This is a genomic window from Faecalibacterium sp. AF10-46, assembly GCF_003604105.1.
GTDB classification, from domain to species: Bacteria; Bacillota; Clostridia; order Oscillospirales; family Ruminococcaceae; genus Faecalibacterium; species Faecalibacterium taiwanense.
In genome coordinates, this window is sequence record NZ_QVGY01000012.1 from 75,990 (window position 1) to 100,786 (window position 24,797).

Below are 24,797 nucleotides of genomic sequence, written 5' to 3' on the forward strand. Positions count from 1 at the left end.
ACTATGGGCTTTTTTACACGCACCGCGATGGATATGCTGATGAAAACTACCCATCCCGAGATCAACCGCCGCCAGTGCTGGAACCTGCATCCCCATCGCAAGCCCTGCACCGAGTGCAAGGATATCTGCCCCTATGGCGAACAGATCTTTACCCGCCCGAACCTTGTGAAGGACTGGGATCCCTGTACCGAGTGCGGCCTGTGCGTCTCTGCCTGCCGCAGCGGCTGCATCATCCCTTCGCCGGAGCAGGTGCAGCGGGACACCTCTGCCGCCGATACCGACAATGACACCATCTGGATCGGCTGTGAAAAATCCACCCGCAAAAACAGCGTGGTGCGCACCTGTATTGCGGCCCTCACATGGGAGACGCTGGCCTACCTTGCCCTGAACAAAAAGATCGTGCTGGACCTGACCCCCTGCGGTGAATGTGAGAACGACCTGTGCGCCGCCCAGCTGCGCAAGGAGCTGACAAGGCTTGTGGATTTCTTTGGCCAGCCCATGTTCGAGGCACGGTTCACTCTGGCCTACGAGCAGGACGAAGCGCCCTATCACGTAAAGGAGCTGAGCCGCCGCGAAATGTTTGAGCAGGTAAGCCACGGCTCCAAGAGCGGCACCAAAAAGCTGCTGCAGATGCTGCCCGGCCTGCACAGCGAGGACGACGGCGGTGTGGATTTCCGCCTTTTGCTGCACCAGCGCACAAAGCAGCTGAAGGCATCCATGGAAACGCCGCTGAAGTACGGCTACTACCTGCCCAACTTTACCGATAAATGCTTTGGCTGCGGCAAGTGCGAAAAAGCCTGCCGCGCCGGTGCGCTGAAGCTGGAGGACCTGCCCGACGGCCAGACCCGCATCGTCATCACGCCGTGGAAGTGCAGCGAGTGCGAGGTGTGCGTGGCCTCCTGCTCCAACCATGGCATCGACGGCATGAAGCTGCGCCAGCTCACCACCCTTGGCCCGGTAAGTGTACACAAATGCACCAAGACCCTGTGCAAGGAATGCGGCAAGCCCATTGCGCCGGGCAGTGTGGATGGTGTGTGCACCGTGTGCCGCATCAAGGCCCGCACCAAAAAGCGGCAGGAAGAAGCCGCTGCCAAGGCAAAGCAGCTGCGGGAGGAGCGGGAAGCCAAAAAGGCTGCCGAGGAGGCCGCAAAGGCAGCGGAGGAAGCCGGTGCCGCTGTTTCTGCCGAGACCGCTGCCGCCCCCGCGGAAACCGCCGTGGCCGCTGCCGTGCCTGCTGCGGCCGGTTCCGTGATCACAGCACTGACCCCGGAAAAAGCAGCCCCCGCCGCGCTGGACGAAGCCCCTGCTGCCGCACCGGAAAACACCGCAGAAAAGGATGTGCCCGACACACCGAAAAACGATTGACGGCGCACAGATTCAATGCTATACTGACCATAAGACCACGCACCGTGGCCACCGACTGTTACAAAGGGGTAACGGAGCTATTTCCGTTACCCCTTTCTTATCCCAAAGCACGAAGCAAGCTTTTGCCAAGATCTTACGAAAGAAGGATTTTACTATGGCTCATTCCATCTCCCGCCGCCAGTTCCTGCAAGGCAGCGGCGCAGCCGTCCTTTCTGTAGCAGCGGCTGGTCTGCTGAGCAGCTGCGGCGGCTCTTCCGCTTCCAATGGCGGCAGCACCGGCGCTGCCGGCAGCAGCTCCACCTACACCGTGCTGTATTCCCGTCAGCCCGCCACCCTGAACTATCTGGTCTGCTCAGCTGACCCGGACCTTTACCACGGCACCCAGTGCATCGACACGCTGGTGGAGTACGACAACCGCGGCAAGATCCGGGAGGGCCTTGCCACTGCTTGGGAGTGGGATGCCGACAGCCTGACCTGGACGTTCCACCTGCGGGATGAGAACTGGGTGGACTGCAACGGCGAGGTGCTTGGCCCTGTGACCGCGCAGGACTTTGTGGATGCGCTGGCCTATGTGCTGGACCCGGACTACGCATCCTCCACTGCAAGCCTTGTCACCCCCTATGTGGCCGGTGCGGACGACTACTATAACTACTGCGTTTACCGCAACAACGCCAATAACGGCACCGTGGCCGAGGACGGCACCACCTACGCCATTGATGCCAACGGCACCGTGACCGCCGCTGCCGCCGACGGCACCACCACCGAATACCCGGCTGTGGATTTTTCCACAGTGGGCGTGAAGGCTGTGGACGACCACACCCTGACCTACACGTTGAACTTCGACTTTCCTGGCTTCCTCAGCCTGTTGAGCTATGCTCCCTACGAGCCTGCCTACGGCCCGCTGCTGGAGGAGTTTGCCGACCAGTTCTGCACCAGTGCCGAGACCGCCTGCAGCTGCGGCGCGTTCTATCTGGCCGAGTACACTCCGCTGGAAAACTGGGTGATGAAGAAGAACCCCGAAAACTACGATGCCGACAGCGTTTACATCGACACGGTGCGCTACATCTACAATCAGGAAGAGCTGATCAGCGGCCCGGAGATGGTCAAGCGCGGCGAGATCGATCAGGCTACCATCAGCTCCGACATTCTGGACAGCTGGCTGGCCGACGACACCACCAAGGACATGGTTTCCATGGAGCGCCCGGAAACCGGCAAGAGCTACTTCTACATCTTCAACTTCCTGCCCTACCGCCACGAGTTCTCAAACTGGACCGTGACCGGCGTGGATGCCCAGTACGAGCCGGACAATTGGGCCAAGGCCATCAACTCCACCAACTTCCGCAGGGCTTTCCTGTATGCCATCAATCCGTCTGTGACGCTGGCCGTCACCGCGCCGGAAGGCTACGATAACTACAAGCTGCACACCATCACTCCGCCGTCCTTCTGTGCCAACAGCAAAGGCGTGGATTATACTGAGTGCGGCGGCCTTGCAAACCTCTCCGACTTCTTTGACGAAGCCAAGGCCAAAGAGTACCGTGATGCCGCCGTGGAAGAGCTGACCGCCGCCGGTGTCACCTTCCCCATCAAGATCCAGTATCCGTACAACCCCGCTGTGGTGGACTGGGACAAGCAGTGTCAGGTGTTCAAGCAGCAGGTGGAAGCCGTGCTGAACGACGGCTTCGACTTCATCAGCATCATCATCACGCAGGGTCCGTCCGACAACTTCCTGAACGCGGTGCGCCGGGCGGGTGCCTACCAGCTGATGTCCTACTACTGGGGTGCCGATTACTCCGACCCCGAGACCGAGGTGTACCCCTTCTATCAGGAAGCCGGCGACCGCGGCACCTGCTACAGCTTCCTGCGCACCGGCGTGGAGGACGGCATCGTGACCGGCGAGACCGCCGACCTCGTGATGCAGTACATGTCCATGGTGGAGAACGCCAAGACCATCACCGAGGATCTGGATGCCCGGTACGAAGCCTTTGCGGATGCCGAAGCCTTTCTCATTGAGAACGCACTGGTCATCCCGCTGGGGATGCCGGTGCCGCCCTACATTGCCACCCGCCTGAACCTGTGGGAGGGCCAGTACGCGCCCACAGGCCTTTCCACCAACCGTCTGAAGGGCGTGCACATCCTCGACCACTACGTTTCCATGGACGAGTATAATGCCAACCGGGATGCGCGGTAAAAACTGAATCGGAAACTCCCCCAGTCTGCTGCGCAGACAGCCCCCTCTGGGATGGGGCCTCTGGCGAAACCGGAAACTTTCCCGTCATGCCAAGGGCTCCCTCCCCGAGGGAGCTGGCTTTGCGCAGCAAAGGCTGAGGGAGTTTTTGTTTGCTCCTCATTTTCCCGCAAAAACTCACAAATCCCTTTCCAAAAGGCGCAATTTGCGGTATGCTATATTTACTTGTATTTCAATCGAAAAGAGAGGTGCACAGCTATGGTGCAATATCTCGCAAAACGCATCGGGCGCTCCATTCTGACCCTGTTCGTCATTGTGACGCTGGTGTTCTGCCTGCTGCGGCTCATGCCGGTGGAAGGCTACTTTGCAAACTACGAAAAAATGACCGAGGCACAGATCCAGGCCGGTTTGCAGTCCATGGGCCTGCTGGACCCGCTGCCGGTACAGATCGGCCATTTCTGGGTGAACGCTTTGCACGGTGATCTGGGCGTGAGCCACATTTACAAGCTCAACGCTCCCGTGACCAGGATCCTTGCCCAGAAGCTGCCCATTTCCATCGAGATGGGTGTGCTGGCCATGCTGCTGAGCCTTGTGCTGGGCATCCCGCTGGGCCTTGTCATGGGCCGTTATAAGGGCCGCTGGCCGGATAAGCTGGGCACGGCATTCATCGTGCTCATTCAGGCGGTGCCTGCGGCAGTGTACTTTTTGTATATCCAGATGTACGGCACCACCGCCATGGGCGTGGGCCTGCTGTTCGACGCTTCCGACTGGCGCTATTGGGTGCTGCCGGTGTGCAGCATGAGCCTTGCAAACCTTGCGTTCTACGCCATGTGGCTGCGCCGCTATATGGTGGACGAGAGCAACAAGGACTACGTCAAGCTGGCCCGAGCCAAGGGCGTGAGCGAGAACAATATCGCCCTGCACCACGTATTCCGCAACGCCATGGTGCCACTAGTGCAGTACATTCCCTCCGCATTCCTGAACACCGTCGTCGGCTCCATCTACATCGAAAGCCTGTACAGCATCCCGGGCATGGGCGGCCTACTGGTCACCTGTGTGCAGCGCCACGACAACACCATGGTGCAGGGCATCGTGCTGCTGTACGCCTGCGTGGGCATCATCGGCCTGATCTTGGGCGATGTGCTCATGGTGCTCATTGACCCCCGCATCAACTTTGGCAAGAAAGAAGGTGGACGCTGATGCTCTCTTTTCTGAAACGCGAAAAATCGAAGCAGCTGGAGGATAAGCTGAATGCTGCTCAGGCAAAGCGCCGCACCGGCTGGGAAGATCTGCCGGAGGATGAGCTGTTCACCCCCGCCGGATTCAGTGAGGCGCAGGCCGAAGCCACCGCCAGCTCCAACTACAGCTACTGGGGCAGCACCTTCCGTGCCTTTTTCAAGAACAAGTTCGCCGTGACCCTGCTGATCGCGCTGGCAGCTGTGGTTGCCTTTGCATTCATCCAGCCCCACCTGCCCGGCCAGGCTGACCCGAACCTGTGCGCCGTGGACCCTGTGACCGGCATTCAGTACCGCAACATCGCCCCCGGGCAGGACGGCTTTATCTGGGGTTCCAACTCCATCGGTCAGGACCTGTGGACACGCATCTGGGCCGGTGCACGCACCAGTCTGACTATCGCCTTTTTCGTGGCCCTCATCGAAGCTGTGGTGGGCATTACCGCCGGTGTGCTGTGGGGCTATGTGCGCGGGCTGGACTTTGTGTTCACCGAGCTGTACAACATCTTCGATAACATTCCCACCGCCATCGTGCTGATCCTCATTTCCTATGTAGCCACCCCCAGCATCTGGACCATGGTCCTTGGCATGGCCATCAAGGGCTGGATCGAAATGGCACGCTTCATCCGCAACCAGATCCTCATCATCCGCGACCGGGATTACAATGTGGCATCCCGCTGCATCGGCACGCCCACCATCCGCATCGTGCTGCGCAACCTGCTGCCGTATCTCGTCTCGGTCATCATGCTGCGCATGGCCCTCACCATCCCGGAAGCCATTGGCAACGAGGTGTTCATCACCTACATCGGTCTGGGCCTGTCCGTGGAGACCCCCTCGCTGGGCAACCTGGTCAACGACGGCCGCAAGGTGATGATGCAGGCCGGGCTGCGCTACCAGCTGCTGTACCCCACCCTCATCCTGAGCTTTGTTACCATTGCGTTCTATCTGATCGGCAACGCTTTCTCGGATGCTGCCGATCCGAAGAACCATCTGCAGTAAGGAGGGGATATCATGGAACACAACCAGCTCATTTTCTCCGCAAAAGATGTCAACATCCAGTTCAACCTGCGTGGAAAAGTGCTGCATGCCATCCGCGGCATCGACCTTGACCTCTATCAGGGCGAAGTGCTCGCCATCGTGGGCGAGAGCGGCTCCGGCAAGAGCGTGTTCACCAAAAGCTTCATGGGCCTTCTGGATGCCAACGGCTCCATTACCAGCGGCACCATTGATTACTACGGCATGGCAGAGGGTGCACCGCTGCGCCTTTCTGACCTCAGAACCGAAAAGGACTGGCTGCGGGTACGCGGCCGAGAGATCGCCATGGTCATGCAGGACCCCATGACCAGCCTGAACCCGCTGAAGACCATCGGGGCACAGATCATGGAAGCCGTTGCCCTGCATCAGGGCTTAAAGGGTGCTGCCGCCAAGGAAAAAACGCTGGAATACCTGCGGGATGTGGGCATCTCTGACCCGGAAAAGCGCTTTAAGCAGTACCCGCACGAGTTCTCCGGCGGCATGCGCCAGCGTGTGGTCATTGCCATTGCGGTGGCCTGCAGCCCCAAGATCCTGATTTGCGACGAGCCTACCACCGCACTGGACGTGACCATTCAAGCCCAGATTTTGCAGCTTTTGAAGGAAATGCGGTTCAAGTACGATCTGACCATCGTCATGATCACCCACGATCTGGGCGTTGTGGCAAACATTGCAGACCGCGTAGCTGTGATGTACGCAGGCGATATCGTGGAGATCGGCACTGCTGACGAAATTTATTACGATCCCCGCCACCCCTACACATGGGCACTGCTTTCCAGTATGCCCCAGATGGGCGTGAAGGGCGAGGACCTGTTCAACATCGTGGGCACACCGCCAAACCTGTTTGCGGAAATTCGCGGCGATGCTTTTGCGCCCCGCAACCCGCAGGCGCTCAAGATCGATTTTGTCAAGCGCCCGCCTTACTTTGAGGTAACGCCCACCCACAAGGCCAAAACATGGCTGCTGGACCCCCGGGCACCCAAGATCGAGCCGCCTGCTGCGGTAAAAATGCTGCGAGAGGAGGGGCTGTAAGATGGGAAATGAACGCGAAGTTCTTGTGGAAGTGAACCACCTGAACGTAACCTACGGCTCCGGCAAAAAAGCATATGAAGCTGTGCAGGATGCCAACTTTAAAATTTATAAGGGCGAGACCTTCGGCCTTGTAGGCGAAAGCGGCAGCGGCAAAACTACCATTGGCCGCGCCATCCTGCGCATTCTGCCCACCTCCGGCGGCGAGATCCTTTATAAGGGCCAGAAGATCAACGGCAGAATTTCCCGCCAGCTGGACAGGCAGATCATCAAAGAGATCCAGATGATCTTTCAGGACCCGCAGTCCTCGCTGAACGAGCGCGCCAAGGTGAGCTATATCGTGGGCGAGGGCCTGCAGAACGTCCGGCCTGATCTTTCCACCGCCCAGCGGGAGGAAAAGGTGCGTCAGGCTCTGCTGGACGTGGGTCTGCTGCCGGAATTTGCCTCCCGCTTCCCCCACGAATTTTCCGGCGGACAGCGCCAGCGCATCGGCATTGCCCGGGCCCTGATCGTGGAACCGGAGTTCATCATTGCCGATGAGCCCATCAGCGCACTGGATATGTCCATCCGTGCACAGGTGCTGAACCTGCTGCGCCGCCTGCAGAAGGAACGCGGCATCACCTACCTGTTCATCGCCCACGATCTTTCCGTGATGCGCTACATCTCCGACCGCATCGCCGTCATCCACAAGGGCCGCATCGTGGAGCTGGCCGAAGCTGAAGAGTTGACGGTCCACGCCATCCACCCCTATACCCGCAGCCTGCTTTCCGCCATTCCCATGCCGGACCCCCGCCGGGAGCGGCAGAAAAAGCTGCTGGTGTACGACCCCGCCATGCACGACTACTCCAGAGAGGCCCCCCAGTGGCGCGAGCTGCGGCCTGCGCATTTTGTGCTGTGCAGCGCCGCCGAGGCGGAGCAGTGGCTACCGCGCTAACCCCTGACATTTCGGGCTGAATCGTTGTTTTACGGCTCTTTTACGCAACGTTCATAGTTTATTCCTTGACATTCTCCGGCAGCTCCACTACAATAGAATCTGCATCATTGATTCTGATTTTTGAGTTATTAGCGTGTTCTGACCGGCGGCTTTCATCTTCTTTGCAAAAGCTGTCGGCTTTTGGCAATGAAAAGAAGAAGAAAGAAAAGAGGACTTTATTCTATGACTACTGAACAGCGTGAACCGCTCTATGCGTCCACTGCGAAGCCCTGGCTGAAGTACTATGACCAGAAATACATCGACATGCCCCTGCCCAAGTGCAGCGCCTTTGAGTTTCTGTGCCATCAGAACAAGAACCATCTGAGCGAGACCGCTCTGGAGTATTATGGCCGCAAATTCACCTTTGCAGACCTCTTTGTGAATATCAAGAAAACCGCTGCCGCCTTCCGTGCTCTCGGCGTGAAAAAGGGCGACATCATCACCGTTGTCAGTGTGATGACCCCCGAGGTGATCTATGCCTTCTACGCTGTCGATATGATCGGCGCAACGCTGAATCTGGTAGACCCGCGCTACAGCGTTGAGGGCATCCACGAGTACATCGAAGAGGTAGATTCCCGCCTGCTGATCTGCCTGAATGTGACCTATGAGCGCTGCCACAAGGCAGAAAAGCGCACCAATGTGGAGCGCGTTCTGGTCATCAGCCCCGCAGACTCTCTGCCGCTGCATCTGGCCGTCGGCTACAAGCTGACCAACCCCGATAAGAACCGCTACAAGTCCAATGTGATCCACTGGAAGGACTTTATTGCACAGGGCAAGGATCAAAGCATGAATGCCGAGCCCTACGACCCGCAGCACGCCTGCGTGGTGGTGCACACCGGCGGCACCACTGGTTCGCCCAAGGGCGTTATGCTGACCGACGACAGCTTCAACTCTCTGGCCCACGAATTCATCGCCCAGAGCAACCTGTTCTGCCGCGGCCAGAAGCTGATGAACGTCATGCCTCCGTTCATTGCCTACGGCTATGCCTGCGGCGTGCACATGCCGCTGGTCATGGGCCTGCACGTCGTCATCATCCCCAATCTGGACCCCGACAAGCTGGGCGCACTAATCTGGAAGCACAAGCCCGAGCACATGTTCGGCGTTCCGGCCCACTACCAGCAGATGGCAGCTTCTCCGCTGCTCAAGAAGAAGAAGGATCTCTCCTTCATCCGCAACTATGCCGCCGGCGGCGACTCGCTGCCGCTGGGCGCTGAGCTGACTGTGAACGAGTTCCTGAAGGCGCACAACGTGGAATATCCGCTGGCCAAGGGCTACGGCATGACCGAGGTCGCCTCTGCCGCTACCGTTGCCGCCGGCAACGTGACCAAGCCCGGCAGCGTGGGCATCCCCATGCTGAACACGGTGGTGTCCATTTTTGAGCCTGGCACCGAGACCGAACTGCCCATCGGTGAGCGCGGCGAGATCTGCATCTGCACCCCCACCGTCATGAAGGGCTACTACAATAAGCCCGAGGAGACCGACATGATCCTGCGCCGCCATGCAGACGGCCAGATCTGGGCACACACCGGCGATGTCGGCTACATGGACGAGGACGGCTTTGTGTATCTGGATTCCCGCATCAAGCGCATGATCATCCGTCACGATGGCTTCAAGGTGTTCCCGTCCATGATCGAGAACGTCATCAGCCGCCACCCGGCCGTGCATCAGTGCTCGGTGGTGGGCTGCACCGATAAGGACCATGTGCAGGGCCGTCTGCCTTTCGTGTATGTGGTGCTGGACCCGGAGGCCGACAAGAAGAAGCGCCAGATCGTGCGGGAGCTGCGCCAGCTGTGCAAGGAAGAGCTGCCGGAGTATGTGCAGCCGGTGGGCTACAAGTTCATCTCCGAAATGCCCTTTACCCCTGTTGGCAAGGTGGACTACCGCAAGCTGGAGGAAGAGATCACTCCCCGCGATTATTGATCCTGAACTTCACCCTGTAATTTTTCAGACACTGAGCTCTCCCGAAAGGGAGAGCTTTTTTGTATGGAAGAAACCGCAGAATACGGATGCAGCAATGGCCGCAATTTTTTGAATTTTGTCAGTTGACAATTTTTACTTTCCATTTTATCATAGAGACAACAGCTGTGCCGCACAGGTGCAGTCATTCCAGAAAGAAGGAATTACAATGAAAAACAAAAAGTTTGCCAGCTTTCTGGCCGCAGCGGCAGCGCTTGTGCTGCTGGCCATGCCTGCATTTGCTGCCGACGAACAGACGGAGCTGCCTGCCGCCGAAGCGGCAGAGGTGCAGCAGGAGCAGACCGCAGCGCCTGCCGAGCAGGAGACCTCCCTGCCCGCCGATGCCCAGACAGCCGGCGAACCGGAGCAGCAGCTCACCTATGTGGCGCTGGGCGACAGCATCACCTCCGGTGTCGGCCTTGCCGATATGAAATACAACATCGCCCAGATCGGCTACGATCTGCAGCCGAACTTTGAGGGCTACCCTTCCCAATGCTACACCGCCCTTGTGGGCAAGGGCCTTGGGCTGGACCGCCAGCACGCCATCAATCTGGGCCTGCCCGGCCTGATGAGCCCTGACATGGTGGATATGGTGCAGAACAGCGCCATGCCCAAGATGAATCAGGCTTCCGGCGCATATTACGTCTACCCGGAATATCAGGAGTATCTGCGCAAGGCCGATATCATTTCCATCCAGATCGGCTCCAACGACGCGCTGGTGCCCTGCATCGTAGGTCTGGGCGAGGCCACCAACTGGAAGAGCGAGCAGCTTGCCGCACTGATGGTCAGCGGTGCCCTGCGTGATTTCAACTTCCAGAAGCTGGGGCTCTTCCTCGAAGCGCTGAACCGTATGACCCTTACCTTTGACGAGAGCCGCGCCACCAACCGCCTGCTGTTCCGCGGCATGGATGAGATCTGCGATCAGGCCTATACCAATGTGACCAACAGCCTGCCGCAGATCGTGGCCGGTATTCGCGCACTGAACCCGGATGCCAAAATCGTGCTGCTGGGCTATACCAATCCCGTGCCTCTGCTGCCCGCATGGAACCGCTATTTCAGCAAATTGAACCGCTTTGCCAAAGACCTTGCCACACAGGAAGGCTTGACCTATGTTGCCATTCCCCGTGCGCAGACCGCTGCCGACGGCCACCCCACCGTTAAGGGCCACCAGTACATTGCAAACCAGATTTTGAATGCTCTGAAGTGAGCTTTCCATCAAAAAAGCCTGTCTCATTTTTGCGAGACAGGCTTTTTGTTTGCGCTGTTCTGTTTTCAGCTCAGCCGGCCGCTTTCCACCGAAAAGCTGATATCTGCCGCAGCCATGGTAGACTTGCGGTGGGAGACCAACAGCACCGTTTTGTCTTTGCACTCTGCCCGCACAGCCTTGAGGATCACGCCCTCATTCAGGCTGTCCAGATTGGAGGTAGGCTCGTCCAGCAGCAGGAAGGGTGCATCATGCAGGAAGGCACGCGCCACACCGATGCGCTGGCGCTCGCCGCCGGAAAGTGCACCGCCCAGCTCACCCACCGGGGTATCATAGCCCTTGGGCAGGCTGTGGATAAAGCCGTCCAGCGCAGCCTTTTTGCAGGCTGCTTCCACCTCTTCCCGGGTGGCATCCCGCTTTGCAATGCGGATGTTGTTCTCAATGGTATCGTCGAACAGCTCGGTCTCCTGCGTCACAAGGCTTTCCTGTTCGCGCAGGGCGGCGGTGTTCACGCGGCGGATATCCTCTGCGCCAAAGCGGATGCTGCCGCTGGATACATCCCAGAAGCGCATCAGCAGCCGCAGGAAGGTAGACTTTCCGCTGCCGGAGCGGCCGGTGATGCCCACGATCTTCTTTTCCGGAATGGTCAGGCTCAGGTCATGCAGCACTTCCTCATTGGCATAGGCAAAGTTCACATGCTCTGCCGCAGCACCTGCAAATGCGGTGTCTGTGCCGTCGGTCACATCGGCGGTGATGGGCTGTTCGTCCAGCAGGTCCAGCACGCGGTCTGCGCTGGCGAACACCTGCGTCAGGCTGGCACCAAGGTTTGCCAGCGCCACCACCGGGCCAAAGGAGCTGAGGGCCGAAAGGGTGCACACCAGTACGCCCTCCACGCCCATTTTACCGCTCTGGTAAAGGTTCAGGCTCACACCCAGCACGGCCAGCACCGTGAGCAGGATCAAGGTGTTCGTGATGGCCACGGTCAGGCCCTCGCGGTATTTCATCGCCTTCTGCTTTTCGCCCAGCATCTCACTGTGGGCCGTGATGCCCTCGGCGCGGGCTGCGGTGTCCTGATACTGCAGGGTATCCTTCAGGCCGCGCAGGCTTTCCAGCACATAGCTGTTGGTATCGGCCAGTGCCTGACGGTACTCCCGGGCGGCACGGTCGCCGCGCTTTGCGCTCCACACCGGCAGGGCCACGCCCACCAGCAGATAGCCCGCCAGCAGCACCAGCGCAGGCAGGATGTGCCAGCTGCCCACAAAGCCCGTCATGCCGATGACGCAGATGCACGCGATGCAGATGGGCGAAATGGTATGGGCATAGAACACCTCCAGCGCTTCGATATCGGCGGTGATGAGCGAGATCAGGTCGCCGCGGTCACGGCCTTCCAGCTTTGCAGGGGTCAGACGGCGCAAGGCACCGAACACCTTATCGCGGATCAGGGCCAGCAGCTTAAAGGCGATATAGTGGTTGGATGCCTGCTCTGCATAGCGCAGAACGCCGCGCAGCAGGGCAAACACCAGAATGCAGGCAAAGGCTGTGCCCACGGTTTTGAGCGGACTGGCAAAACCCAGCGCACGCAGGATGCCAAAGCCGCCAAAGATCGTAATGAAGGTGGCGCAGAAATGGCCTGCCACACCCATCACGATCGCTGCCAGCATGACGGGCAGCATGGGCTTTACCAGCACGATGAGCCGCCCCACAATGGCAAAGGGGCTGCGATGATTGCTCTTGTTCATGCTCAGGCATCCTCCTTTCCCAGCGTTTCAAGCTGTTTCTGGGCCGTATACAGGCGGCTATAGGCTCCCTGCCGGGCCAGCAGTTCGGCATGTGTGCCCTGCTCGATCACCCGGCCATTGCTCATTGCATAGATGCAGTCGCTGTGCACCACATTGGCCAGACGGTGCGAAATGAGGATGATCGTCTTTTTTCCGGCCAGACTGTGGATGGCCTGCATGATATCGTTCTCGCTCTCGGCATCCACGTTGGAGGTAGCCTCGTCGAAGAGGTAGATGGGCGTATCATGCAGCAGGGCGCGGGCCATGGCAAGGCGCTGGCGCTGACCGCCGGAAAGATTGCTGCCGCCCTCATGCAGAGCGGTCTGCAGGCCGTTCTGGCTGCGGCAGAAATCGGCCAGATTCACCTGTTCCAATGCCGCCCAGAGCTGTGCCTCGTCCGCGTCCGGCTTTGCCATGCGCAGGTTGCTCTCCACCGTACCCTTGAAGATGGCGGCGTTGTGGGGCACCAGCGTCAGGGTGCGCAGACGCTGTTCCTGCTGCAGCTCCTGCACCGGCACACCGCCCAGCGTCACGCTGCCGGTATAGCCGGTGCGGCTGCCGGACAGCAGTGCCGCAATGGTGCTTTTGCCGCAGCCGCTCTCACCCACCAGCGAGACAAAGCTGCCCTGCGGAATGGTAAAGGAGACATCGTTCAGGATGGTGCGGTCCTTCTCGTAGCCAAAGGTGATATGCTCAAGCTTCAGAGTCGTATTCTCTCCGGGCACGCGGTCGCCATCGGCAGGCTCTTCCGCTGCCAGAAGCTTGAAGATCTTCTCTGCCGAAGCGGCACCGTTCATGGCAATGTGGAAGTAGCTGCCCAGCAGCCGCAGCGGCAGGAAAAAGTCCGCCGCCAGCAGCACGATGGTCAATGTGGCGGTCAGGGTCAGCCGGCCTGCCGCAAATGCAGCCACCGCGCTGATGATGCCAAGGCCCGCACCGCCGTAAGCCATCAGGTCCATCAGTGTCACCGAGTTCAGCTGCATGGTGAGCACCTTCATGGTGATCTTGCGGAAGCGCTCGGCCTGCGCATTCATCTGCTCGTGCTTCCAGCCGTCGGCCTGATAAATTTTCAGGGTGGTCAGGCCCTGAATGTTCTCAAGGAAGCTGTCGCCAAGGGTAGTGTATTCGCCCCAGTAGTTTGCCAGCAGCTTTTTGGCAAACTTCTGCACTGCCACAATGGACATGGGGATCAGCGGCACGCAGCACAGCAGAATGATGGCCGACCGTGCGTGCACGCCCACCAGCAGCACAAACAGGGTAACGGGTGCCAGCAGGCTGTAAAACAGCTGCGGCAGGTATTTTGCAAAGTAGGTGTCGATCTGCTCCACGCCTTCGCTGGCCAGCATCACCACCTCGCTGGTGGCCGCCGTCTCGGTGTAGTTGGGGCCAAGGCGGGCAAGCTTTGCGTAGATGCTGCTGCGCAGGGTGCGCTTGACATCCTTGGAAGCCTGATCGCTCATGGCCGATGCCAGCATGGTAAAGGCAAAGCGCATGGGCACCGTGGCAAGGCAGAGCACAAGGTTCTGCCACAGCTGTGCACTGGTCAGGCTGCCCGCAAAGGCTGCGCCCACCAGCCGGGCAATGGCCCGCACAAAGATCACGTTGCACAGCATCCCCAGCCATTGGAAAGCCACATTGGCTCCCACATAGCGCAGTGCACCGTGGTCAAAGGAAAGCAATTTTTTATTGATCACTGGGCTTTCTCCGTTTCTGCTTTTTCTGCATCACTGCCGAACAGACGCTCATATTCGCCGGTAAAGATGCGCTCCGGCAGTGCACTGGTCATGGCAAGGGCAGCGGTAAAGCGCTCTTCTTCGCTCAGCGGCTCACTGACCGGCGGGAAATGGGTCAGGATCGTTTTCAGCTCCCGATCCACCTGTTTTGCCACCCAGATGCCCCGGTCTGTCATATAGATCTTGCCGTAGTGCTCCTTTACGATCATGCCGCGCTCCATGAGCAGATTCATGATACGCACCACCGAGGGCTTGGTCACGCCAAGCTTTTCGGCAATGCTGCGGGAGCTGATATCCAGATGGGTCTGTGAGACTTCGTAGATCGCCAGCAGATAGCGCAGATGCGCCGACGTAAGTTCCATCCCGATCACTCTCTTTCGTTCTGAATTTCCGATGTTATCCAAAGCTAACTTTTTGTTTTTGAAAAAAGGGCGCGAGCCGAATGCTCAGCCCGCGCCCTTTGCGGATCATTTCAATGCTCAGTGACAGCCGCTGCAACCGCTGCAGCTGCCATTGCAGCCGCCTTCGCCGCAGCCGCTGCACCCACTGCAGCCGCCGCCATGCTTGTGGGAGTGCCATGTGATCCAGCCCACACCGCCAAACACGATGACTGCCACAATGATCGTGGGCAGATTAAAATTTGCAGCGAGGAATTCCATCATACAAAACACACCCTTTCCGTGCAAAGCGTTCTTTTAAATCTTGGAGATGTCGATTTTGACCTCGTTGTCGCCAACATACTTGTTGGGACGGACCAGCAGGTAGATGAAGGCCACCAGAACAACAGCAGCCACGATGGTGAAGAAGTTGAAGCCGACCTCACCAGTGATGATGCCGCCCAGCTGGTAAACCACCAGAGCTGCGCAGTAAGCCAGAGCACACATGTAACCAATGGCGATGGCCGTCCACTTGCCGTTGTTCATCTCGCGCTTGATGGCGCCCATAGCAGCGAAGCAGGGAGCGCACAGCAGGTTGAAGATCATGAAGGCGTAAGCCGACAGAGCGGTGTAGTCCTGCGCAACAGCAGCCCAGATCTCATCGCCGTTCTCAGACAGCTCGCCGCCGAAGTGATACAGAACACCGAAGGTACCAACCACGTTCTCCTTTGCGATCAGGCCGGAGACGGAAGCGACAGTTGCACGCCAGTTGCCGAAGCCCAGAGGTGCAAAGATCCATGCGACCTTGGTAGCGATCGCAGCCAGCACGGAGTTGTCCTGATCCTCGACCATGCCGAAGACACCGTTCTCGAAGCCGAAGCCCTGCAGGAACCACAGCACAACGGTAGCGGCCAGAATGACGGAGCCTGCGCGCTTGATGAAGGACCAGCCGCGCTCCCAGGTTGCACGGAACACGTTGCCCCATGCAGGCACATGGTATGCGGGCAGCTCCATCACGAAGGGAGCGGGATCACCTGCGAAGAGCTTGGTCTTCTTCAGGATCACGCCGGAGCAGATGATGGCAGCCATGCCAATGAAGTAAGCAGAGACAGCCACCAGAGAAGAACCGCCGAACATCGCACCTGCGATGAGGCCGATGATGGGCATCTTTGCGCCGCAGGGGATGAAGCAGGTGGTCATGATGGTCATGCGGCGGTCACGCTCGTTCTCGATGGTACGGGAAGCCATAACACCGGGCACACCGCAGCCGGTACCGACCAGCACGGGGATGAAGCTTTTACCGGACAGGCCGAACTTGCGGAAGATACGGTCCATGATGAAGGCGACACGGGACATATAGCCCACATCCTCCAGAATGGACAGCAGGAAGAACAACACCAGCATCTGGGGAACGAAGCCCAGAACTGCGCCGACACCGGCAACGATGCCGTCCATGATCAGGCCGTACAGCCAGCCTGCCACGCCGATGCTCTCCAGCAAGCCGCCCAGAGCACCCGGCACGATCTCACCGAACAGGACATCGTTGGTCCAGTCGGTGGCAAAGGTACCAATGGCCCAGCCGCCGTCTGCAATGGAGGTGCCCATGGACAGGGAGTACATCAGGAACATGACCAGTGCGAAGATGGGCAGAGCCAGAATACGGTTGGTCACGATCTGGTCAATCTTATCGGAAACGGTCAGGTGCTCCACGCGGGCCTTTTTCTTAACAGCTTTGCCCACGACGGTGTTGATATATGCATAGCGCTGGTTGGTGATGATGCTCTCAGCGTCATCGTCCATCTCAGCTTCGCAGTCCTTGATGTGCTGGTCGATGTGGTCGGTCAGGCTCTTGTCGAGCTTCAGCTCGTCCATGACCTTCTCGTCGCGCTCGAACAGCTTGACGGCATACCAGCGCAGGAAGCGGTCATCCACCTTGCCCTGAATGGACTCTTCGATGTGGGCAATGGCGTGCTCCACGCTGCCGGTGAACACATGGGGCAGCTCAGCAGCCTTGGTAGCCTTTGCAGCAGCCACAGCAGCCTTTGCAGCGGCCTCGGTGCCCTCGCCCTTCAGTGCGCTGATTTCAACAGCCTGACAGCCCAGCTCTGCGCTCAGCTTCTTCAGGTCGATCTTATCACCGTTCTTACGCACCAGATCGATCATGTTCACAGCCATGACCACCGGGATACCCAGCTCGATCAGCTGGGTGGTCAGGTACAGGTTACGCTCAATGTTGGTACCATCGATGATGTTCAGGATGGCATCGGGCTTCTCCTTGACCAGATAAGTACGGGAAACCACTTCTTCCAGCGTGTACGGAGACAGCGAGTAGATACCGGGCAGATCCTGAATGATAACATCCTTATCGCCCTTCAGCTTACCTTCCTTCTTTTCCACCGTAACGCCGGGCCAGTTGCCGACATACTGGTTGGAGCCGGTCAGATTGTTGAACAGGGTCGTTTTACCGCAGTTCGGGTTGCCGGCAAGTGCAATTTTAATGCTCATTGCTTAATCCTTCCTCCCTTTGGGATCAGACTACTTCGATCATTTCAGCATCGGCCTTGCGCACGCTCAGCTCGTAGTTGCGCACGGTCAGCTCCATGGGGTCACCCAGAGGTGCCACCTTGCGGACATAGATCTCGACACCCTTGGTGATGCCCATGTCCATGATGCGGCGCTTGACCGGGCCTTCACCGTGCAGCTTTGCCACAGTAGCAGTCTCGCCGACCTTTACGTCTTTCAGAGTTTTCATCCTTAACCATCCTCCTCTGCTTGTCTTTATAGAGAGACTATTCCAGTTTCGGAGCAGCTCCCAAACAGCGCCTGGGCACTGTTCAGCCAATCATGATACGGTTTGCCATGGTCTTGTCCAGCGCGATGCGGCTCTCCTTGACCTGAATGATCAGGTTGCCTGCGATCTCGTTGACGACCGTTACCTCACTGTCCACCACAAAACCCAGCTCAGCCAGATGCAGCCGGATCTCGTCCTTGCCGGTGATCTTTTTGATGGTGACGGTCTCCCCTGCTTTTGCCATTGTCAAAGGCATCATATTTCCGCTTCCCTTCCTGTTTGAATCTGGGATATCGCTGCGGTTAGTCAGCCGCAACTACCAGCGTGGATAGTTTACGCTTACTAACCTTTTATGTCAATAGTTTTTTCATAATTAAAAGTTAGTTCGTATGAACAAACAATTTTTCTGCCCGATTTTTTCCGTTTTTTCACCACAATCAACAATAACTAACTCAAATTATTGAGTCAAAGTTAGCTATTGTTTACATTTTCTTGTTCTTTTTTGGCGGCATCTTGTAAACTATCACAAAGCTTTTTCTCTGCTGTGCTGTGCTCTTTTGCTGCAAATGACACAGCCGCGCGGTACAGTGGTCAGTCTGCACCGCGCGGCCGCGTGTCAAAAGGAGGATTTCTTTCCTGCCAGTGCGTGGACACCAGCAGGTGCCAGGATAAAAAGAGAGTATTTGAAAAGAAAATGACAAATTTTAAGCCGCCACGGCAAGGCGGAGAATCGGTGTTCCGCTGTGGAACAGCCGCAGATAGACTGCTGTGCACTTGCTCAGCTGGTCAAAGTGCTTCTGCGCTGCATCCGGGTCGCCGTAGGACTTCCAGCAGCCGCAGCAGGTAAAGTTCTTGCCGCGGTTCTCGATAAAGCCCACAACATCCCCCAGCGGATAGCCAAGGAACACCCCGATCTCATGCGGAAATTCTGCCGAACAGCATAGCTTGCGGGAAAGCTGAGTGAGCATATTGCCCACATCCGGTGCTTCGCCCGCTTCCGGCAGGCGGTAGCCCTCCTGCCGCAGAAAGCTCTGCACCTTTTCATCTGCCAGCACGGCAGCCAGCTTGCTTTCGCGGTAGACATACACAAGATACCGGTGGTTGAGCACGCAGCCCTTGAGCACCCGCACACGCAGGCCCTTGGGCTGAAGCTGGGCATTCCAGTTTTTCACCCGGCGTGCAAGGTCGGCGCAGTCGCGGGTCTCATAGCGGAACAGGCCTGCCGGTTTCAGGCTTGCCAGCACCGGGGCACACTGTTCAATCATGACCGTTTCAAAATTGCGCTCCATGTCTGTGCCCTCCCGCCTTGTTTCTCCGGGCTATTATTCCCCGGCTGTGCCGTGTTTATAAGTTAGTTTTTCCTAACCCTGATTCCAAAAAAGAAGCGGCTTTGCGCGGAGCATTCAATGCTTCGGCCTGCTGATCTGTTTCTTGTGGTTAGTTATTTCTAACGTGACTGTATCTTACCACAGCGGTGGGCCGTTGTCAACACTTTTCTTGAAAAAAGTTATTCGCAGCAAACCTCGTTTTTCTCCACCTCGCTTTTTGTGCGTTCTACCGTTTTGGCGCAGGCTGTGATATAATGAAAAAAATTTATATTCTCTTAAAGGAGCACGTATCCATGCCACAGAGCATCACACCGGAAAGCCTGATCTCAATCCTCGCCGCCGCACTGGCACAGCAGCCCACAAAGCCGCTGGTGCTGGCGCTGGATGGCCGCTGCGGCAGCGGCAAGACCACCCTTGCAAATACGCTGGCCCGGCAGTTCCCGGCCAGCATCACCCTGCACACCGATGATTTTTACCTGCCGCCTGCACAGCGCATCCGCGGCTGGGAGAAAACGCCCTGCGCCAATATGGACCTTGCCCGCCTGCGGGACGAAGCCCTGCGCCCAGCCTACGAGGGCCAGCCGGTGCAGTACCGTGCCTATTCCTGCCGCGAGGGTGCGTACCTGCCCGCGCGGGAGCTGGCCGCGCAGCCGCTGGTGATTTTGGAAGGCAGCTACAGCCACCACCCGCTGCTGACCGGCTGCGAAACGCTGCGGGTGTTCCTGACCTGCGCAAAAGAAGAGCAGACCCGCCGCCTGCAGGCGCGGGAGGGGGAGCGATATGCCAATTTTGCCGCCCGGTGGGTGCCGCTGGAGGAGGGCTATTTTGCGCAGTACCACATTGCGGAGACGGCGGATTTTGTGGTAGACACCACCCAAAGCGGGACGATTTGAAATGGCTTCCGCTTCGCTCTAGCCATTATCAGCGGAAGAATTATTTTTATTTGTAGTTCCGAAACGCCTGCGGGCGTTTCGGAACTACTTTTTCACGGGGAGGGGGCTCCCTTTTTGCGCACCTTGCCCAAAAAGGCGGGAAATATTTTTCTCTCCCTGCGTGAATTGGGGTTCTTTTGCATCGAATCGCGCTTGCAGGGGGCGGGCGGCGTCTGATATACTTATGGTATGGAAGAAAGCAACACCACGCTACAACAAAGAACGGAGGTAGATTTATGAAAAAACCGGCAAGACTGACCGCTCTTTTGCTCACCGGTGCGCTGCTGCTGGTGCTGACCGCCTGCGGGGCTGTGACCGAGACCGAGCAGCAGGCAAAGCAGCGGCTGCTGGGCGAGATCAACAGCTACCGCGCAAGCATCCAACTTGCGCCGCTGGTGGAAGTAAAACAGCTCTCTGATGCCGAGCAGGTTTGGGCAGAGCAGTTCCGCGCCGCCGGTAAGACTGAGTTGCCAGAAAGCGAAACAGGTGAAGTCTTTGATCGTTGGTATAGCATGACCAATGGTTGGAGTTCATATGATGATTTCGGCTGGGGTTTGGATAGAAGAGAGGATGGGAAATTCGACATTCTGTCTGCCAAGGTTCCAGCCAACACCCCGGAGGGCAAGGCAGAGCTGTTGAAAGAATTGAGAGACTCTGGTACCTTTGATTATGATGGTTGCAAGCACGTCGGCATTGCCGTTGTGACAATTGACAGACAGATGTACTGGACCTGCACCGTGTTCTACAACTGATCTCCCCCCTCCCCGCATAGAACAGCACCCCTTGAACTGAACAAAGCCGGACAGCTTGCGGGCTGTCCGGCTTTTGGTTTGGCCTGATCTACAGGCTGTTACTTATTCTTGTACATATCCTGATAGTAGTTCTGGTAATCACCGCTGGTGACGTGGTCCATCCACTCCTGATGGTTCAGGTACCAGTCAATGGTCAGCACGATGCCCTTTTCAAAGGGGGTCTCGGGGTACCAGCCCAGATCGTTCTTGATCTTGGTGGGGTCGATGCCGTAGCGGCGGTCGTGGCCCAGACGGTCGGCCACATGCTTGATGAGGTCCTCGCTGATGCCCTCGTCCTGCAGACGGTCATGCAGCTGGTTGATGATGGTCTTGACGATGAAGATGTTGGGGCGCTCGTTGTGGCCGCCCACGTTGTACACCTCGCCGACCTTGCCGCCGTTGGCTACCATGTCGATGGCCTTGCAGTGATCTTCCACATACAGCCAGTCGCGGATCTGCATACCGTCGCCGTAGACGGGCAGCTGCTTGTGGTGCTTGACGTTGTTGATCATCAGGGGGATCAGCTTCTCCGGAAACTGGTAGGGGCCGTAGTTGTTGGAGCAGCGGGTGATGTTCACCGGCATGCCGTAGGTATCGTGGAATGCCATAACGAACATATCGGCGCTTGCCTTGGAGGAAGAATAGGGGCTGTGGGGGCACAGGGGGGTGGTCTCCATAAAGAAGCCGTCCGCACCCAGTGCGCCGTACACCTCATCGGTGGACACCTGCAGGTACTTCTTGCCCTCTTTCCAGGTCTTGGCATCGGCATCATACCATGCTTCCTTGGCGCGCTGCAGCAGGTTGACGGTGCCCATCACGTTGCTCTGCACAAAGATCTCGGGGTTCTTGATGGAGCGGTCCACGTGGCTCTCGGCGGCAAAGTTGATAACGTAATCGAAATCGTACTTCTGGAACAGGCCTTCCACCAGCTCCTTGTCGCAGATATCGCCCTGCACGAACACATGGCGGGGGTCGCCCTCCACATCCTTCAGGTTTTCCAGATTGCCGGCGTAGGTCAGCTTATCCAGATTGACCAGCAGGATCTCCGGGTATTTCTTGAGCATATAATGCACAAAGTTGGAGCCAATAAAACCGGCGCAGCCGGTGATCAGATAGGTTTTCATAGGTTCAATTTCCTCTTTTCAATCTTTCATCCCATTGTCGCCGTCCCAGTGGGCGAAGAAGCAGGCCAGAGCGTCCCTCCAGTCGCGCACATCGTTGCCCACGGTGCAGCGCAGCATCCGGTTGTCCAGTGCGCTCCACTTGGGGCGGTCGGCGCTTTCCGGGTGCTTTGCCTTGTATTCCTCGCTGGTGCAGGGTGCCACGGTGGCATCCACGCCGGACAGGCGGATGATCTCGGACGCAAAATCGTACCACGAGCAGATGCCCTCGCCGGTGCAGTGGTACAGGCCGTACTCGTGGGTCACGCACAGCTGCAGGATCTCGTGGGCCAGATCCACCGCGTTGGTGGGGTTGCCGCACTGGTCATTGACCACTTCCAGCTTGCCAAACTTCTTGCCTGCGTTCACGATGGTCTTGACGAAGTTTTTGCCGTAGTAGCTGTAGAGCCACGCGGTGCGCACGATGAAGTGACGGTGGCAGAACTGCTCCACATACTTTTCGCCCATGAGCTTGGTAGAGCCATAGGCGCTGATGGGGCCGGGAATGGTGGCTTCGTCCTGTGCAACGCCGCCGTTTTCACGGCCGGAGAACACATAATCGGTGGAGACGTGTACCAGTCGTGCACCGGTCTTTTCCGCTGCCTGTGCCAGATTGCGGGGGCCGAGGGCGTTTGCCTTGAAGGCGGCATCATGGTTCACTTCGCAGCCGTCCACATTGGTGTAGGCAGCGCAGTTGATGATGACATCCGGGCGGTTGCGGCGGATGAACTCGTCCACCATTTTGTAGTTGGAGATATCCAGATCCGGCAGGTCCACGGCGATCACCGTGGCATTGAGCAGCTTTTCGGGGATGGGGCCGATCTCGCTGCGGCCTTCGCGCAGCTGCTTGAGGATCTCGGTGCCCAGCTGACCCTTGCAGCCGGTAACAATGATTTTCATATGGGTATGCCTCTCTTTTGCTTAATAGCGCAGCTTGCCGTCTGCAACGTTCTTCAGGTGCTGGCCGTAAGGACTCTTGCCGTAGCGCTCAGCGCTTTCCAGCAGGGTGTCGCGGTCGATCCAGCCGTACTTGAAGGCGATCTCTTCCGGCGCACTGATCTTGATGCCCTGACGCTTCTCGATCATGCGCACAAAGTCGGCTGCTTCCACCAGACTGTCCATGGTGCCGGTGTCCAGCCATGCAAAACCGCGGCCCAGCAGCTGAACATCCAGCTCGTCCTTCTTCAGATACATGTCGTTCAGGGTGGTGATCTCCAGCTCGCCGCGGGCAGAGGGCTTGACCTGTTTTGCCATCTTCACGACCTCTTTGTTATAGAAGTACAGGCCGGTGATGGCGTAGTTGGACTTGGGGTGCTGAGGCTTTTCCTCCACGCTGAGCACCTTGCCGTCCTTGTCGAACTCCACGATGCCAAAGCGCTCCGGGTCCTGCACATAGTAGCCGAACACGGTGCAGCGGCCTTTGTTTTCCGCATTGGCGGCGGCGGTCTTGAGGATCTTGGAGAAGCCGTTGCCGTAGAAGATGTTATCGCCCAGGATCATGGCGCAGCAGTCGTCGCCAATGAACTCTTCGCCCAGAATGAAGGCCTGTGCCAGACCGTCCGGAGAGGGCTGAACTTTATACTGCAGATGGATGCCGTACTGGCTGCCATCACCCAACAGCGCCTCAAAGCGAGGCGTATCGGTCGGGGTGGAGATGATCAGGATGTCCTGAATGCCTGCCAGCATCAGCGTGGACAGGGGGTAATAGATCATCGGCTTGTCGTAGACCGGCAGCAGCTGCTTGCTGGTGACCATGGTCAGCGGGTAAAGCCGGGTGCCGGCACCGCCGGCAAGAATGATACCTTTCATATTTGTGCACTCCTTTAAAATAGATTGAAAAGTTGTGCAGCTGTACGCCGCCCAGACGGGAGACCGCCCGGATGACGTATGGATTCAAAGCGGAGCTGCGTCCGCTGTAAACAAATTCAGGAGCCGCTCCCCCCTGCCCAAAATGGCAAAATGGGAATAGCAGTTCACTTTATTTTACTATCAAATCACACAAAAAGCAAGAAAGAACGGCTTTCCCGAAAAATTTTCCGGAAAAGCCGTTCTGAAACTCCTTCAATCTCGCATTTGTTCCGCCCAAAAGGCCCCCTCTCCGAGGGGGCTGGCAATGCCGCAGGCATTGACTGGGGGAGTTACCACGCAAAGCCCCACTTGGAGAAATAGCGCAGCAGGCTGCGCAGCTGCCACAAAAAGGGCTTCAGACTGCGGTGCGCGGCGCGGTGCCATGCATGGATGGCCGTATACTGGGGCACCAGATACGCTTTGCCCCGGGTGCGCATCTTCTGGGTGAGGTCGGCATCCTCCACGTACATGAAGTAGTCCTCGTCAAAGCCGCCCACAGCCTTGAACACCGCAGTATCCACGGCCGAGAAGCTGCCGGTGCAGAACTCGATCTCGGTGGGTTTTGTCAGGTCTTTGTCCGCCATGAGATAGCGCTCGTTGTACTTTGCCCAGAATTTCAGGCAGGGCAGCTGGCGGTACACCATGGCCCGCACACTGCACCGGCGCAGCGGCAGGCGCTGGGGCCGCCCGTCCGGGAAGGTGAGTGCGGGCCGCGCCATCACCACGCCGGGGTGCTGTGCCATCCAGTCCGCAAGGTCACTCAGCGTATCCGCAGTGAGCTGGATATCCGGGTTCAGGATAAAGTGCACCCGGCTTTGCAGCAGGCTGAGCACCGTGTTGTGGCCGGTGCCAAAGCCGCCGTTCTCTGTGCGGCAGAGCACCTCCACCTTCTGGTCCTCGCGGATGTGCAGGGTGCCGTCCTTCGCGGCCTTGGCAAGGCACTGGCCGCTGCCGTCCGGGCTGGCGTTGTCCACCAGATACAGCGTCAGCGGGTGGCGGCGGGTGCAGTCCAGCACGGTCTGTGCCGCCCTGAGCGCTTCATCTGCGCCGTTATAAACTACAATACAAGCAGAAAGTTCCATG

At 58.0% G+C, this 24,797-nt stretch carries 22 protein-coding genes; 10 read left to right on the top strand and 12 right to left on the bottom strand.

The features are described 5' to 3' along the window. The first annotated feature begins 3 nt into the window (after window positions 1-3). The 8 genes from DWV57_RS12290 (at window position 4) to DWV57_RS12325 (ending at window position 10,979) form a co-directional block, all read left to right on the top strand. Window positions 4-1,365 carry a 4Fe-4S dicluster domain-containing protein gene (locus DWV57_RS12290; RefSeq protein WP_097776453.1) on the top strand — a complete coding sequence of 454 codons (1,362 nt, stop codon included), beginning with the start codon at window positions 4-6 and terminating at the stop codon, window positions 1,363-1,365. Window positions 1,366-1,519: 154 nt separating this feature from the next. Continuing rightward, window positions 1,520-3,553, top strand: a complete 2,034-nt coding sequence (locus tag DWV57_RS12295; protein ID WP_243112358.1) for an ABC transporter substrate-binding protein — start codon at window positions 1,520-1,522, stop codon at window positions 3,551-3,553. A gap of 255 nt (window positions 3,554-3,808) precedes the next feature. Further along, the gene (locus DWV57_RS12300; protein WP_118526474.1) at window positions 3,809-4,750 is read left to right on the top strand and encodes an ABC transporter permease; all 942 of its coding nucleotides are present in this window, start codon (window positions 3,809-3,811) and stop codon (window positions 4,748-4,750) included. Then, window positions 4,750-5,781 (top strand): ABC transporter permease, encoded by a 1,032-nt coding sequence (locus tag DWV57_RS12305; RefSeq protein WP_120020938.1) that lies wholly within the window; start codon window positions 4,750-4,752, stop codon window positions 5,779-5,781. The genes DWV57_RS12300 and DWV57_RS12305 overlap by 1 nt, the downstream gene beginning before the upstream one ends. 12 nt (window positions 5,782-5,793) lie before the next feature. Beyond that, window positions 5,794-6,846 (top strand): ABC transporter ATP-binding protein, encoded by a 1,053-nt coding sequence (locus tag DWV57_RS12310; protein WP_120020939.1) that lies wholly within the window; start codon window positions 5,794-5,796, stop codon window positions 6,844-6,846. A gap of 1 nt (window position 6,847) precedes the next feature. Continuing rightward, window positions 6,848-7,777 (top strand): ATP-binding cassette domain-containing protein, encoded by a 930-nt coding sequence (locus tag DWV57_RS12315; protein WP_120020940.1) that lies wholly within the window; start codon window positions 6,848-6,850, stop codon window positions 7,775-7,777. Window positions 7,778-7,999: 222 nt separating this feature from the next. Beyond that, window positions 8,000-9,736, top strand: coding sequence for a class I adenylate-forming enzyme family protein (locus DWV57_RS12320; RefSeq protein ID WP_120020941.1), 1,737 nt, complete (start codon window positions 8,000-8,002; stop codon window positions 9,734-9,736). 205 nt (window positions 9,737-9,941) lie between these two features. Next, window positions 9,942-10,979 carry a GDSL-type esterase/lipase family protein gene (locus DWV57_RS12325; RefSeq protein WP_120020942.1) on the top strand — a complete coding sequence of 346 codons (1,038 nt, stop codon included), beginning with the start codon at window positions 9,942-9,944 and terminating at the stop codon, window positions 10,977-10,979. A 65-nt stretch (window positions 10,980-11,044) separates the two neighbouring features. On the opposite strand, the gene DWV57_RS12330 is transcribed toward DWV57_RS12325, so the two are convergent. The 8 genes from DWV57_RS12330 to DWV57_RS12365 all read right to left on the bottom strand — a co-directional run bounded on the left by DWV57_RS12330 (window position 11,045) and on the right by DWV57_RS12365 (window position 18,944). Then, the gene (locus tag DWV57_RS12330) at window positions 11,045-12,715 is read right to left on the bottom strand and encodes an ABC transporter ATP-binding protein (RefSeq protein WP_120020943.1); all 1,671 of its coding nucleotides are present in this window, start codon (window positions 12,713-12,715) and stop codon (window positions 11,045-11,047) included. A 2-nt stretch (window positions 12,716-12,717) separates the two neighbouring features. Beyond that, window positions 12,718-14,448, bottom strand: coding sequence for an ABC transporter ATP-binding protein/permease (locus DWV57_RS12335; RefSeq protein WP_120020944.1), 1,731 nt, complete (start codon window positions 14,446-14,448; stop codon window positions 12,718-12,720). Then, window positions 14,445-14,849 (bottom strand): MarR family transcriptional regulator, encoded by a 405-nt coding sequence (locus tag DWV57_RS12340; RefSeq protein WP_005944549.1) that lies wholly within the window; start codon window positions 14,847-14,849, stop codon window positions 14,445-14,447. Before DWV57_RS12340 ends, DWV57_RS12335 begins: the two co-directional genes overlap by 4 nt. Before the next feature lie 117 nt (window positions 14,850-14,966). Then, the gene (locus DWV57_RS12345; protein WP_044954063.1) at window positions 14,967-15,149 is read right to left on the bottom strand and encodes a FeoB-associated Cys-rich membrane protein; all 183 of its coding nucleotides are present in this window, start codon (window positions 15,147-15,149) and stop codon (window positions 14,967-14,969) included. A gap of 33 nt (window positions 15,150-15,182) precedes the next feature. Further along, on the bottom strand, window positions 15,183-17,369 hold the full coding sequence (feoB, locus tag DWV57_RS12350; protein WP_120020945.1) for a ferrous iron transport protein B: 2,187 nt from the start codon (window positions 17,367-17,369) through the stop codon (window positions 15,183-15,185). Between the two features lie 25 nt (window positions 17,370-17,394). After that, window positions 17,395-17,616: a FeoA family protein gene (locus DWV57_RS12355; RefSeq protein ID WP_005944554.1), complete on the bottom strand. Its 222-nt coding sequence runs from the start codon at window positions 17,614-17,616 to the stop codon at window positions 17,395-17,397. Window positions 17,617-17,698: 82 nt separating this feature from the next. Further along, window positions 17,699-17,914 (bottom strand): FeoA family protein, encoded by a 216-nt coding sequence (locus tag DWV57_RS12360; RefSeq protein ID WP_005944556.1) that lies wholly within the window; start codon window positions 17,912-17,914, stop codon window positions 17,699-17,701. A 445-nt stretch (window positions 17,915-18,359) separates the two neighbouring features. Then, window positions 18,360-18,944, bottom strand: a complete 585-nt coding sequence (locus DWV57_RS12365; protein WP_120020946.1) for a DUF3793 family protein — start codon at window positions 18,942-18,944, stop codon at window positions 18,360-18,362. 332 nt (window positions 18,945-19,276) lie between these two features. On the opposite strand from DWV57_RS12365, the gene DWV57_RS12370 reads away from it, so the two are divergent. Both DWV57_RS12370 and DWV57_RS12375 read left to right on the top strand, forming a co-directional pair. Next, window positions 19,277-19,876, top strand: coding sequence for a uridine kinase (locus DWV57_RS12370; protein ID WP_120020947.1), 600 nt, complete (start codon window positions 19,277-19,279; stop codon window positions 19,874-19,876). Between the two features lie 275 nt (window positions 19,877-20,151). Continuing rightward, window positions 20,152-20,667 carry a hypothetical protein gene (locus DWV57_RS12375; RefSeq protein ID WP_120020948.1) on the top strand — a complete coding sequence of 172 codons (516 nt, stop codon included), beginning with the start codon at window positions 20,152-20,154 and terminating at the stop codon, window positions 20,665-20,667. Between the two features lie 98 nt (window positions 20,668-20,765). Here DWV57_RS12375 and rfbB read toward each other — a convergent pair whose 3' ends face one another. The 4 genes from rfbB to DWV57_RS12395 all read right to left on the bottom strand — a co-directional run bounded on the left by rfbB (window position 20,766) and on the right by DWV57_RS12395 (window position 24,796). Next, window positions 20,766-21,830 (bottom strand): dTDP-glucose 4,6-dehydratase, encoded by a 1,065-nt coding sequence (gene rfbB / locus DWV57_RS12380; protein ID WP_120020949.1) that lies wholly within the window; start codon window positions 21,828-21,830, stop codon window positions 20,766-20,768. 18 nt (window positions 21,831-21,848) lie between these two features. Beyond that, window positions 21,849-22,766, bottom strand: a complete 918-nt coding sequence (gene rfbD, locus DWV57_RS12385; RefSeq protein WP_120020950.1) for a dTDP-4-dehydrorhamnose reductase — start codon at window positions 22,764-22,766, stop codon at window positions 21,849-21,851. Between the two features lie 21 nt (window positions 22,767-22,787). Beyond that, a complete protein-coding gene (gene rfbA / locus DWV57_RS12390; protein ID WP_005944568.1) occupies window positions 22,788-23,675 on the bottom strand; it encodes a glucose-1-phosphate thymidylyltransferase RfbA in 888 nt (295 codons plus the stop codon). Window positions 23,676-24,004: 329 nt separating this feature from the next. Further along, on the bottom strand, window positions 24,005-24,796 hold the full coding sequence (locus tag DWV57_RS12395) for a glycosyltransferase (RefSeq protein WP_097776436.1): 792 nt from the start codon (window positions 24,794-24,796) through the stop codon (window positions 24,005-24,007). Between the last annotated feature and the right edge of the window lies 1 nt (window position 24,797).